This window comes from Affinirhizobium capsici (assembly GCF_977018625.1).
This window is the reverse complement of the sequence record NZ_CDRNXD010000007.1, coordinates 305,796-317,710: the sequence shown is the minus strand read 5'-3', so window position 1 is coordinate 317,710 and position 11,915 is coordinate 305,796. Positions and strand designations below refer to the sequence as shown.

Annotated in this window: 11 protein-coding genes and 1 riboswitch; of the genes, 7 read left to right on the top strand and 4 right to left on the bottom strand. The window is 56.9% G+C overall.

Translation table 11 applies throughout. The annotated features are described in order from the left end of the window. Window positions 1-414, bottom strand: coding sequence for a DUF1636 family protein (locus tag AC0JZ1_RS19705; protein ID WP_471884137.1), 414 nt, complete (start codon window positions 412-414; stop codon window positions 1-3). A gap of 103 nt (window positions 415-517) precedes the next feature. After that, a riboswitch (cobalamin riboswitch) is annotated at window positions 518-734 on the bottom strand. A gap of 116 nt (window positions 735-850) precedes the next feature. Here AC0JZ1_RS19705 and cobO point away from each other — a divergent pair. Then, on the top strand, window positions 851-1,465 hold the full coding sequence (gene cobO, locus AC0JZ1_RS19700; RefSeq protein WP_471884136.1) for a cob(I)yrinic acid a,c-diamide adenosyltransferase: 615 nt from the start codon (window positions 851-853) through the stop codon (window positions 1,463-1,465). Continuing rightward, window positions 1,465-2,934: a cobyric acid synthase gene (locus tag AC0JZ1_RS19695; protein ID WP_471884135.1), complete on the top strand. Its 1,470-nt coding sequence runs from the start codon at window positions 1,465-1,467 to the stop codon at window positions 2,932-2,934. Before cobO ends, AC0JZ1_RS19695 begins: the two co-directional genes overlap by 1 nt. Here the strand turns inward: AC0JZ1_RS19695 and cbiB are convergent. Continuing rightward, complete coding sequence (cbiB, locus tag AC0JZ1_RS19690; protein ID WP_471884134.1) at window positions 2,918-3,889, bottom strand: adenosylcobinamide-phosphate synthase CbiB; 972 nt, start codon at window positions 3,887-3,889, stop codon at window positions 2,918-2,920. The genes AC0JZ1_RS19695 and cbiB overlap by 17 nt on opposite strands. 10 nt (window positions 3,890-3,899) lie before the next feature. On the opposite strand from cbiB, the gene cobD reads away from it, so the two are divergent. The 4 genes from cobD to AC0JZ1_RS19670 all read left to right on the top strand — a co-directional run bounded on the left by cobD (window position 3,900) and on the right by AC0JZ1_RS19670 (window position 8,877). Then, window positions 3,900-4,934, top strand: a complete 1,035-nt coding sequence (gene cobD, locus AC0JZ1_RS19685; RefSeq protein ID WP_471884133.1) for a threonine-phosphate decarboxylase CobD — start codon at window positions 3,900-3,902, stop codon at window positions 4,932-4,934. A gap of 79 nt (window positions 4,935-5,013) precedes the next feature. Then, a complete protein-coding gene (locus tag AC0JZ1_RS19680; protein ID WP_471884132.1) occupies window positions 5,014-6,447 on the top strand; it encodes a M20 family metallopeptidase in 1,434 nt (477 codons plus the stop codon). A 72-nt stretch (window positions 6,448-6,519) separates the two neighbouring features. Further along, window positions 6,520-7,980 (top strand): cardiolipin synthase, encoded by a 1,461-nt coding sequence (gene cls / locus AC0JZ1_RS19675; protein WP_471884131.1) that lies wholly within the window; start codon window positions 6,520-6,522, stop codon window positions 7,978-7,980. 57 nt (window positions 7,981-8,037) lie between these two features. Then, window positions 8,038-8,877, top strand: a complete 840-nt coding sequence (locus AC0JZ1_RS19670) for an endonuclease/exonuclease/phosphatase family protein (protein ID WP_471884130.1) — start codon at window positions 8,038-8,040, stop codon at window positions 8,875-8,877. Here AC0JZ1_RS19670 and AC0JZ1_RS19665 read toward each other — a convergent pair. Beyond that, window positions 8,856-9,950: an NAD(P)/FAD-dependent oxidoreductase gene (locus AC0JZ1_RS19665; protein ID WP_471884129.1), complete on the bottom strand. Its 1,095-nt coding sequence runs from the start codon at window positions 9,948-9,950 to the stop codon at window positions 8,856-8,858. The genes AC0JZ1_RS19670 and AC0JZ1_RS19665 overlap by 22 nt on opposite strands. 152 nt (window positions 9,951-10,102) lie before the next feature. Between AC0JZ1_RS19665 and AC0JZ1_RS19660 the strand changes: the two genes are divergently transcribed. Then, the gene (locus AC0JZ1_RS19660) at window positions 10,103-10,255 is read left to right on the top strand and encodes a hypothetical protein (protein ID WP_471884128.1); all 153 of its coding nucleotides are present in this window, start codon (window positions 10,103-10,105) and stop codon (window positions 10,253-10,255) included. Between the two features lie 71 nt (window positions 10,256-10,326). Here AC0JZ1_RS19660 and AC0JZ1_RS19655 read toward each other — a convergent pair whose 3' ends face one another. Continuing rightward, the gene (locus AC0JZ1_RS19655; protein WP_471884127.1) at window positions 10,327-11,505 is read right to left on the bottom strand and encodes a M20 aminoacylase family protein; all 1,179 of its coding nucleotides are present in this window, start codon (window positions 11,503-11,505) and stop codon (window positions 10,327-10,329) included. Window positions 11,506-11,915 lie beyond the last annotated feature (410 nt).

Genomic DNA, 11,915 nt, shown 5'->3' with positions numbered 1-11,915 from the left:
TCAAATCTTCGAAAATCGAGTGGGCATCGGTGGAATGCGGGCAATCATGCCGCGTTTGAGAGCATCGGGTCGTCCCTTCCACGGCATCAGCCCATCGGAAGAACAGGCGAGAAGACGGGCACCTTCGATGAGGTCAGAGCCGGAATCCACGTCAAGCTCGCCAAACACATAAGACCAGCCATCTTCGCGTTGAATGGAAGCGCTTAAGGCACGCTTGCAGTTGGCGAGGCAGGCAACAGACACCACGTCTATGCCGCGCTCAGCCAGAGACATCGTATGCGCTGCGAGATTGGCACCGTCACGCTGTGCATCGACGGCTTCAGTTCCGCTGCGGCAGGTTTCGCAGACATGGATGGTAACCCGAGCTTGCGCGGCAACAGGTTCGTCCGATTGATGTTGCGGCTGGAAATCCAAGACGCACCCCTTCATCTCAAAAATTGTCATGGGGTGCAGGCGCGCGCAAGCCAAGTGCATGCGTGCCTTTCATACTATCCCTGCCGGAGCACCCCGCCCGGTTGGACCATTCTTCAAGACGGCAGGTCTCCTGGCTCGCGGTTTACCCCTGGCGCTACCTTCCCGAATTGTCTTCAGTGGCATGATGCGCTGGGTTTCCCGCAGATCCTGCGGGGGCCGCTTACAGTTGCGGGGGCAGCCGTGGTTTAGGCATATACCGCACCACGTTCCCTCTTAGCTTTCCCCGTTGCCGGGAAAAGACCGTCTTCTTCACTATGCGGTTGAACGGCAGCATGTCAATGCCGCGCGGCGCGTCAGTTTCCGTGGGGCATTGTCGCAAGGCTGGGTTTGGCTATAGTCCCGCGCGTTGAGACGAGAGAGAGATGAGGCAGGCCGGATGAAAAATATCGAGGAAAGCGAAGCGGAGCGGCATCGGCGCAAAATGGCCAACCGAAAAGCCGTCCAGGATGCGGAAGTTGCTTCGAAAACCATTGAAAAGGGCCTCCTCATTATCAACACGGGTCCGGGCAAGGGCAAGTCCACCGCAGCTTTCGGGCTGGGGCTTCGTATGCTCGGCCATGGCCGGAAGATCGCAATCGTTCAGTTTATCAAAGGCGCGTGGGATACGGGCGAGCAAGTGGCGCTGGAAGCCTTCGGTGATCGCGTGATCTGGCACACCATGGGTGAGGGTTTTACCTGGGACACGCAAGATCTGAAGCGGGATGTTGCAGCCGCCGAACGTGCTTGGGAAAAGGCGCTGGAAATGATGGCGCTGCCGGAAGTGGGCCTTGTCATACTCGACGAGTTGAACATCGCGCTCCGCTACGAATATCTGGATTTGGATAAGGTTGTTGCCGAGCTGTCGTCGCGCCGTCCGGACCTGCATGTGATCGTAACAGGCCGTAACGCCAAGCCTGCGCTGATTGAGGCGGCTGATATGGTGACCGAGATGACGCTGGTGAAGCATCACTTCAAGGCAGGCGTGAAGGCGCAAGCCGGGATCGAATTCTGATGGCTGGTGGGCAAGCCAAAGCTCTGATGTTTCAGGGAACGGGTTCCGATGTCGGCAAGTCGCTGATCGTTGCCGGTCTTGCGCGTGCCTTCGTAAACCGAGGCTTGCGCATCCTGCCCTTCAAGCCGCAGAACATGTCCAACAACGCGGCGGTCACGGCAGATGGTGGCGAGATTGGCCGGGCGCAAGCGCTTCAGGCGCGTGCAGCCCGCGTGCCGCTTTCTGTTCACATGAACCCGGTGCTTCTGAAACCGCAAAGCGAAGTGGGCGCGCAGCTGGTGGTGCAGGGTAAAGTGGAAGGCAATGCCCGCGCCGCGGAATATCAGCAAATCAAGGCAGGCCTCATGCCGCGCGTGCTTGAAAGCTTCGCACATCTCAAATCCCGAGCCGATCTGGTGCTGGTGGAAGGGGCGGGCAGCGCCTCTGAAGTCAATCTTCGCCGTAACGACATTGCCAATATGGGCTTTGCCCGCGCAGCGAATGTACCGGTTATCCTGATTGGCGACATTGATCGGGGCGGTGTCATCGCAAGTCTTGCGGGAACGAAGGCCGTTCTTGATCCCCAGGATGCTGCGATGATTGAAGGCTTTATCGTCAACCGCTTTCGGGGCGACCCAAGCCTTTTTGATGAAGGCATGCGGATGATCCACGGTTTCACCGGCTGGAATCCCATTGGTCTTTTGCCGCATTTCGCCCAAGCCTCAAGGCTTCCAGCAGAAGATGCGCTGGCGCTGAATTCTAAACCGGAGCGGAAGGCTGGGGCAAAAATCAAAATTGCTGTGCCAATCCTGCCGCATGTTTCCAATTTCGATGATCTCGATCCACTGGATGCGGAGCCGGATGTGGAGTTGGTTCGCATCCGCCCCGGCAATGCCCTGCCTCGCGATGCGGACCTCGTGCTTCTGCTCGGTTCCAAGGCAACGATCAGCGATCTTCAGGCCCTGAAATTTGCTGGCTTTGATATCGATATCAAAGCCCATGTGCGGCAGGGCAAGCCCGTAATCGGCCTTTGCGGTGGCTACCAGATGCTAGGAAATTCGGTGGCTGACCCGGATGGTGTTGAAGGTCCGGCAGGGGCAGTTGAGGAAGGCCTTGGATTACTCAATGTCAAAACGCGATTGAGTGGAGATAAGCGTCTGGAAGCCGTCTTCGGCACCACTAGCGATGGCATTAGCTGCTCCGGGTATGAAATGCATGTCGGAGAAACGACTGGGCAGGATTGCACTCGCCCGTTCGCGACGATCCAAGGCCGCCCCGAAGGTGCGGTTTCTGCCTCAGGTCTTGTATCCGGAACCTATGTGCATGGGCTTTTTGCCGATGATGAGCAAAGGTCTGCCTGGCTTACCCGCCTTGGCGGGGTAGAATCCCGCATGGATTATGAGCAGGGAGTGGAAGATGTGCTAGACCTGCTGGCCGCGCATCTGGAGAAGCATCTGGATATCGATGCCCTGTTTAAAATAGCGCGGTAGGAACCGTCGCGATCAAGCCGAACAGGATGAGCAACAAAAGATCAGCCGTTCGGGCAAGCGAAAGAGCGCGGCGAATATCGGCAGCATTGGCCTTTCGCCTCCCGCCTTCGCCCATGAAATGATCGTCAACCAGTGTGCCGCCATAGACGCGCGGTCCTGCCAGCGCGAGGCCCAAGGCGCCCGCCATGGCCGCTTCCGGCCATCCGGCATTAGGGGATTTATGTTTGGAGGCATCGCGTTTCACAGCCTCCCATGCCTTCAAAGCTGAGGCTCCGGGTGTGGCGAGGGCGGCTGCCACGAAGAGAAGCGCGGTGAGGCGGGAAGCGGGCAGGTTGACCAGATCATCGAAGCGCGCCGCTGCCCAGCCATAGGCGTGATAGCGTTCGTTCTTGTGGCCAATCATGCTGTCGGCTGTGTTTGTTGCCTTGTAGGCGGCGCCGCCAGCCAGCCCTAAAAGCCCAAGCCATAAGGCTGGTGCGGTGATGCCATCGGAGAAGTTTTCGGCAAGGCTTTCAATCGCGGCGCGGCAAACACCCGCTTCATCCAATTGATCCGGGTCGCGGCCCACGATCATCGATACAGCCTTGCGTCCCGCGGCAAGTCCACCCGTTTCAAGGCCAATGGCAACAGCTTCCACATGCTCTTCCAGGCTTTTTTGCGCCAGAAGACTGGAGCCGAGAATGGCGACCACTACAAAACCAAGCGGCAGCAACAGCAGGATGCTTTCTATGATGCCGCAGACCGTAAAAGTGAACGCCAGCAGCAGAATGAAGCAGATTAACCCATTGCGGCGGCGTGTTTCGAAATTGCTGTTCTTATCGTTGAAGCGCGTCTCAAGTTCCGAAATGAGCTTGCCAATCCACATCACGGGATGGCCAATCCGTGCAACAAGCCATTGCGGATAGCCAAAGAGACGTTCAATAAGCAGGGCGAGAAAGGCGATTGAAAAAGCCATGGTGAGCGCAATGGATAGTATTGAGGGAAACGCAATCGAACATGGGGGAAGTCTTTCCCAGGCCGCACGCGCATTTCCCAATGCGCCTCAGCCTTGGATCGATCTCTCCACCGGCATTAATCCGCATTCTTATGCGTATTCTCCGCTACCTGCCACCGCTTTCTCACGACTGCCAGAACCCTCGCTTCTCAACGAACTCTGCATCGCTGCTGCCCGTGCTTACGATGCCATCTCTGGCAATCATATTGCCGCAGCGCCAGGAACGCATTTGTTTCTGCCGATGCTGGTGGAAACGGTATTTGCAGGGCGGGTGCGCGAAAATCTCACTGCCGCCATTTTGTCTCCCACCTATGCGGAACACGCCAAGACCGCTCAATTGCTAGGATTTGAAACAAGGCAGGTGAGGGATCTGTCAGCGCTTGAGGCTGCGGATCTGGCCGTTGTCGTTAACCCGAATAATCCTGATGGCCGCATGATCGCGGATGAGGCCCTGCTGGCGCTTTCGCACTCCCTTGCGGCGAGGGGCGGACTGCTGATCGTGGACGAAGCCTTTCGCGATGTGATGGACGAGCCGTCTTCGCTTACGCGCCATGTGCATTCAGGACTTGCGGTCCTGCGTTCTTTCGGCAAGTTCTATGGCCTTGCTGGCATAAGGCTGGGCTTTGCCGTTGCTGCACCGGTTCATACGCAGCATCTGCGCCATCTGGTTGGGCCTTGGGCCATCCCTGGTCCAACACTTCACATCGGTCTTGAGGCTCTGGCTGACGAAGCATGGCAGACAAACATGCGGCAGCGTTTGGTCCAGGATGCTGAACGGCTGAATGCTCTTCTTTCCCAAGCCAGTTTACCAGTCGTCGGCGGAACAAGCTTGTTTCGCTATGTCGAGCATGAACAGGCTATAGACATACATCGAGCTCTCGGTGAGGCAGGTATTCTAGTGCGGCGATTTGCGGAAAGGCCGCGTTTCCTGCGTGTCGGCCTGCCAACGGAGAGCGAATGGGAGCGGGTTGAAGACGCTCTTTGCTCTAAAAAATGGCAGTCTTAAAATTTATGCAAAGGTTGGCGAGGGAGCACCTTTCGGCTAGGGTTGATGCTCCGTAATGCCATGAACAGGTGAAATTCCCATGCCCGCAGCCAGCCATAATCTTCCCGAGGTTTTCGACAGGATCGATCAGAAGCGGGAGGTGTTTCTGGAATTGAGCGACAGGGTCTGGGCTACGCCGGAAACCTGTTACATGGAGGTTCAATCTGCTGCTGCGCATCGCGAAATGCTTGAAGCGCAGGGCTTCCGCATCACGGAAAACGTAGCAGGTATTCCGACTGCAATGATCGGAGAGGCTGGTGAAAGCGGCCCAGTCATCGCTTTTCTCGGAGAATATGACGCACTTGCGGGTCTCAGCCAAAAGGCAGGCCTCACGCATCATGAGCCGATGGTTGCCGGCGCAAACGGCCATGGTTGTGGCCACAATCTTCTAGGGTCGGCCTCCCTCCTGGCAGCCACAGCGCTCAAAGATTGGTTGGAAGCAACGGGCACGCCCGGCCGGGTACGTTATTACGGTTGCCCGGCGGAAGAGGGTGGCGCAGCCAAGGCCTTTATGGTGCGGGCAGGCGCATTCGAAGACGTCGACATCGCCATCTCCTGGCATCCGAGCAATTTTGCAGGCGTGCAGCGCGAAACCTCGCTGGCCAATTGTCGTGTCGATTTTACCTTTACTGGTCGCGCTTCTCATGCGGCTGCCAGCCCTGAGCTTGGCCGTAGTGCACTCGATGCCGTGGAACTGATGAATGTTGGTGTCAACTATTTGCGCGAACATATGCAGCAGGATTGCCGAATTCATTATGCGCTTCTGGATGCTGGCGGCATTTCGCCTAATGTGGTGCAGGCCCACGCCAAGGTGCGCTATGTTATTCGTGCGCCAGAGCTTGCCGGTCTGTTTTCCCTGATCGAGCGCGTGAAAAAGGTCGCGCAAGGTGCCGCCCTGATGACCGAGACCTCCGTTGAAAGCACAACTCTTGCCGGTGTATCCAACCTCATCGTCAACACGCCGCTGATGGATGCGATGCAGGACATATGGGAAAGCCTCGGCACCCCCGAATTTGACGAGAAGGACCTAGCCTTCGCGCAATCCATTCAGGCAACATTGTCTGCCGAAGATATCGCCGCAAGTTGGGCACAGGAGCGGCTGGAACAGCGCGATCTGGCACTGCCGGATTTCATTCTGCCACGTCATAATGAGGTTCGCCAAATGGGCGGCTCCACGGATGTGGCCGATGTCAGCTGGGTGGTGCCGACCGTGCAGGCCTATGGCCCGACGCTCGCCATCGGCACGCAGCTTCACACATGGCAGGTGGTGGCGCAGGGCAAGAGCCCGCTGGCGCATAAGGGCATGGTAGCGGTCGCCAAGGTGATGGCGGCAACCGGCCTTGCCGCTATCGAAAATCCGCAATTGCGTGAGGCGGCCTGGGCGGATTTGAAGCGTCGGTTAAAGGGGCAGAGCTATCGCAGTCCCATCCCCGAAGGTGCCGAGCCTCCCATCGCGGCCATGACTGTTCGCTAAGACTACGCTTTTCTCAAGAGGCTGTACGTCTGAGAGATTGCGTCTTCTAAACAAGCGCCTATATCTGGCCTCATGTTCGAAATCCTGTCGTCCTACTGGCCGCATATCGTCTTTGTTTTGTCGGTCGTCATGGGGGCGACAGCCGCCGTGCACGTGGCCATGACCAAGGAGGAGGTCCGCTCTGCCGTTGGCTGGGTGGGCGTCATTCTGTTGTCGCCCATTATCGGTGCGCTGCTCTATTTGATTGCCGGCATTAATCGTATCCGGCGGTCGGTCGTCTACAACCGGCGTATTTTGCGGCAAGGCGGCGTATGGGCGCATCTCGACCTGTATGATGCAGAGGATACGACGGTTGCTTCGAACTTCGGCCGTCGTTTCCTGGCCATGAAAACGCTCGGCGACAGGGTGACGCGCCATCAATTGATGAGCGGCAACGATATTCGGCTGCTGGACGGCGGTGATGCCACCTATGATGCGATGCTGGAAGCTATCCGCTTTGCCAAGCGCAGCATCATTCTGGAAACCTACATTTTTGACCGCGACCAGATTGGCAAACGATTTGCGCAAGAGCTTGCGGACGCGGTAAAGCGCGGCGTTGCCGTTCGTGTGCTGATTGATGCGGTGGGCGCGCGTTATTCCGTGCCAAGCGTTCTAGGGCTCCTGAAGGAAGGCGGCGCCGAGGTTGCCGTCTTTAACGGCAATGTCATCGTGGGCCTTAGATTGCCCTATGCGAACCTTCGCACGCACCGCAAGATCATGGTTGTGGATGGTGCGGTTGCCTTTACCGGTGGCATGAATATCCGCGAAGGCTTTACCTATGAATGCGCCGGGAAAGATTGCGCCATTGATACCCATTTTCGCATCACCGGCGCGGTTGTGGCGGATCTCTTTTCCATCGCGGCAGAAGACTGGCACTATTCAAGCGGCGAGATCCTGCAAGGCGATGCCTGGGAGATCGAGGTGCCGGCAGAGCGACCGGGCGCGCCGAAGCTTATCCGCGCAGTGGCTTCCGGCCCTGACCGCAGCGTCGAAACCAACCACAAGATGCTGATGGGGGCTTTCTCCATCGCGCGTACCTCCATTCGCATCGTCTCCCCTTATTTTCTGCCAGACCGGGAATTAATCAGCGCTCTTGCCACGGCAGCACGCAGGGGTGTGAAGGTGGATATTGTCGTGCCGGCAGCCAACAACCTGACCTTGGTGGACCGGGCCATGACGGCGCAATTCGATCAGGTGCTCAAGGGCGATTGCCGAATCTGGCGAGCGTCCGGTCCCTTCAATCATTCCAAGCTTATGGTGATTGACGGCCGCTGGGCCTATGTCGGCTCATCCAATCTCGACCCGCGTTCGCTACGCCTCAATTTCGAAGTCGATCTGGAAGTGTTCGACCTTGCTTTTGCCGAGGAGCTTGAAGCGCGGATCGACCGCTCCATCAAAACGGCAACAGCGGTGAGCCTGGAGCAGTTGCGCAGCAGGCCATTTCCTGTCCGCCTGTTCGAGCGCTTTTTATGGCTTGGATCGCCTTATCTTTGAACAAAATGCCGGGCTTCTTCGTTCGAACTTCACCTTTAACAGACTTGTTGCCGAAGCATGAACCAGCAGAAAACTTTTCCCGCTCAGGTGATTTCCAGTATTCGCAATCGAAAGAAGCGCGGTCTTTCCGCTCTGGATGCAGGACAGCAGGAAGCGGATGGTCTGCTGGTTGCCTCCTACAATATTCATAAATGCGTTGGGGTTGATGGGAAGTTTGATCCGGGCCGAATTGCCTCCGTCATTCACGAAATCAACCCGGATGTCATTGCCTTGCAGGAGGCAGATACCCGCTTTGGTGAAAGGCGCGGCCTCTTGGATCTTCACTGGCTGGAGCGGGAAACGGGCTTGAGCCCAGTGCCTGTGTCCGGTGTCACCAAGGCGCATGGCTGGCACGGCAACGTGCTGTTTCTTCGAAACGGCATCGTGCGGGATGTGCATCAGGTGAAGTTGCCGGGCCTTGAGCCGCGTGGCGCTCTTATGACGGAAATCGATTTGGCGAATGGCGCAAGTCTGCGCATCGTGGCCGCCCATCTCGGCCTTCTTAATCGGTCTCGCCAGCAGCAGGCCCGCATGATCCTCGATCTCTTGGCTCTCCGTGCTGAAATTCCAACCGTGTTGATGGGTGACCTCAACGAATGGCGGCTTGGCAGCCGGTCTTCGCTTATTTCGCTTGCGTCTCATTTTCGTGGAATGCCGCCCGCAGTCCCGAGTTTTCCATCGCGCTTGCCGGTGCTGGCTCTGGATCGCATCATGTGCTCCCATCACGGATTGATTGAGCAGGTTCATGTGCATGATACGGCGCTTGCACGTCTGGCCTCGGACCATCTGCCTATCAAGGCTCTGCTACGTTTTGCAGCACTTGGTTCTGATGAAGATCAGAGCATTGCAGCAACATAGCGAGCAATGGCAAGTGAGGAGGTCAATCCGGGGCTTTCGATGCCGAACAGATTGATGAGCCCGGAAATTCCGTGATGCTTTGGTCCGTCAATGCGAAAATCTGCGGCGGGATCGGATGGACCGGAAATTTTTGGCCGAATGCCGCTATAGGCGGGAATCAGTGAATCTTTCGGCATTCCCGGCCAGTAGCGGCGCACCGCCTCCGCAAAACTGTCTGCGCTGTCGGGGTTCACGCTGTAATCAATGCTATCGACCCATTCGATATCAGGGCCAAATTTTGCCTGACCGCCCAGATCAAGCGTCAGATGAACGCCTAGTCCATGGGTGTGCGGTGCCGGGTAGATGAGATGTTGGAATGGCGCACGCCCTGAAAGCCGGAAATAGTTTCCCTTTGCATAGCCGGTGGTTGGAACGCATTCGCGTGAAAGCCCTCCGATGGACCTTGCAACATCGGTGGCGTGGAGGCCAGCGGCATTGATCAGCATCCGGCAGCTCAGCTCCATCGGCTCGGCTCCGCCTGCCGCAATGTGAAAGCCACCCTCGAGGGCTTTTGCCGAGCGAAGTGGTGTGTTCAGCGCAAGCGAAGTGCCTGCATCTTCTGCATCGCCAAGCAGTGCCAGCATGTAGCTGTGGCTATCGAGAATGCCAGTGGATGGTGAATGCAGCGCTGCCGCGCATTCAAGCTCCGGTTCCAGGGCCAGCGCCTCTTCACGCGTAAGTAGCTGGAGGTCGGTGCAGCCATTTGCCACGCCCTTCCGCAGAAGGGCTTCAATGGCAGCAATCTCCGCCTCGCTTGACGCTACAATCAGTTTTCCGCAGCGTTTGAAGGGAACACCATGGCTTTCGCAAAAGGCATAAAGCATCTGCTTGCCTTCAATGCAAAGCCGGGCTTTCAAACTGCCTTTAGGGTAATAGAGGCCCGCATGAATGACTTCGCTGTTGCGAGAGGATGTTCCGGTTCCGATGGCGCTTGCGCTTTCCAGTATGAGGACGGACATGGCGTGGCCGGACAACTCGCGTGCAACGGCCAAGCCGATGACACCCGCTCCCACCACGACGACATCAATATCCATCGTACCCTCCGTTATGCGTGCATCTAACGCGGGAGGAAGAAGTTTGGAAGAATATTTCCCAAGGAGTGCGTCAACAGGAATGTCATGTCTATCAAATCAGTAGACTTAAGGTAGTCTCAACCTATAAGGCAGAATTGTGACGGGAGGACTACATGAGCCATACCCTGCATCAGATCGAACAAGAATTTGTTTCCAAAGGTTCGAGTGCTGCCGCTAGACGGCCAGTTTCCGCGCTCTTGCCAACGGTTATCGCATTCGCGGCAATTATCTTCATAGGCGCAGTCACGCTCGGCGTCTTCGCCTAAAGACTTCTGCATATACTCCATTCATGATGACCTTCCGCAGCCGTCCTGCGGAAGGTCTTTTGCTTTCGAAGTCAGGATTTGGCCAGGAATGTTTCCGCGGCCTCAACCCACATCGAGACGCCGATCGGCAGTGCATCGTCGTTAAAGTCGAATTTCGGGTGGTGCAGCGGCGGATCACTTTCTGTGCGCGCAGTGCCGAGAAGGAAATAGCTTCCGGGACGTTCTGCCAGCATGAAGGCGAAATCTTCGCTGCCCATGGTAGGACGAGGCAGTTCCAGAACATTCTCCGCGCCCACAACCTTTGTTGCTACTCGGCGCACGAACTCTGTTTCAGCAGCGTGGTTGATGGTCGGCTCATAGCCGCGCTCATAGGTGATTGTCGCGCTCATGCCGAAGCTGGCGGCCTGGCCTTGAGCAATCTCACGAATGCGCTTTTCCAACATGTCGCGTACCTTCGGGTCGAAGGAGCGAACGGTCAGCGCAAGCTCTGCCCGTTCCGGAATAACATTGCTCGCCTTGCCCGAATTGAAGGCGCCGACCGTGATGACGGCCTGATCCATGGCATGGAGATTGCGTGATACGATGGTTTGCAAGGCCATGACGATGCTTGCGCCACAAACGATGGGATCGGACGCATCTTGCGGTTCCGCACCATGTCCGCCACGTCCATTGACCACGATCAGGCATTCGTCAGCCGCCGCCATCATTGGCCCCTCCTTCACCCCGATCTTGCCGAAGGGAAGCGTGGGATCGTTGTGCAGCCCAAATACTGCATCGCAGGGAAAGCGTTCGAACAGGCCGTCATCAATCATCAATTTGGCGCCCGCGAAGTTTTCTTCCGCAGGCTGGAAAATCAGATGTACGGTGCCATCAAAATTCCGCCGTTCCGCAAGCGCCTTTGCAGCGCCCAGCAGCATGGTGGTGTGACCATCATGGCCACAGGCATGCATCATGCCTTGCGTCTCACTCGCATAGTCCAGCCCAGTTTCCTCGACGATCGGCAGTGCATCGATATCAGCGCGAATCCCGATCGCGCGATCGCTGCTGCCGTTCTTGATGGTGGCGACCAAGCCGGTTTTCGCCAGCCCTCGCGTGACTTCATAGCCCAGCGCCGTCAGATGCTCTGCGATAAAATCCGACGTCTTGAACTCTGAAAGCCCAATCTCCGGGTTTTGGTGAAGAAACCGGCGCACGGCGACGAGGTCCGGCATGTCGTTCTGGAAATGGACCGTCATTGGGTACCCTTTCATGTCATTCTTTCGCCAGACATAGCAGCCCATTTCGCGCTGCGAAACGGTTTCATGCGTGCTGTCTTAATTTGGCGTTTGTCCAGGTTCTATGGTCATTCAAAGAAACTCTCTTGAAGAGAGAAGTTCTAGGTGTCATGGAACATGAACAGGCAGGCTGAATTATAGGGGGTTGGGCAAGGTTCCTTGTGAGAAATCCTCGCCCCGGCACTGCGTTCTATGAATCAAATCGCTTTAAACGTTCAGGTTTCATTCATGCCTACACGGCTAGAGGCGAACGGTGATAGTTTTGGAGAGACCGTTGACCACAAACAAGTCTTCCGTCTGTGCTTTCCGCGCCTTGAGGCGTGATGCTGTCCTGTTTTTCTCCGGTCTCTCAGGCCGCAACTTGCGTCATTCCTGGTCCTGATCTC

Coding starts and splice junctions, on each gene's coding strand:
- cobO (WP_471884136.1), top strand. CDS start 851: ATGAAAAATATCGAGGAAAGCGAAGCGGAGCGGCATCGGCGCAAAATG.
- AC0JZ1_RS19695 (WP_471884135.1), top strand. CDS start 1,465: ATGGCTGGTGGGCAAGCCAAAGCTCTGATGTTTCAGGGAACGGGTTCC.
- cbiB (WP_471884134.1), bottom strand. CDS start 3,889: ATGGCTTTTTCAATCGCCTTTCTCGCCCTGCTTATTGAACGTCTCTTT.
- cobD (WP_471884133.1), top strand. CDS start 3,900: ATGGATAGTATTGAGGGAAACGCAATCGAACATGGGGGAAGTCTTTCC.
- AC0JZ1_RS19680 (WP_471884132.1), top strand. CDS start 5,014: ATGCCCGCAGCCAGCCATAATCTTCCCGAGGTTTTCGACAGGATCGAT.
- cls (WP_471884131.1), top strand. CDS start 6,520: ATGTTCGAAATCCTGTCGTCCTACTGGCCGCATATCGTCTTTGTTTTG.
- AC0JZ1_RS19670 (WP_471884130.1), top strand. CDS start 8,038: ATGAACCAGCAGAAAACTTTTCCCGCTCAGGTGATTTCCAGTATTCGC.
- AC0JZ1_RS19665 (WP_471884129.1), bottom strand. CDS start 9,950: ATGGATATTGATGTCGTCGTGGTGGGAGCGGGTGTCATCGGCTTGGCC.
- AC0JZ1_RS19660 (WP_471884128.1), top strand. CDS start 10,103: ATGAGCCATACCCTGCATCAGATCGAACAAGAATTTGTTTCCAAAGGT.
- AC0JZ1_RS19655 (WP_471884127.1), bottom strand. CDS start 11,505: ATGAAAGGGTACCCAATGACGGTCCATTTCCAGAACGACATGCCGGAC.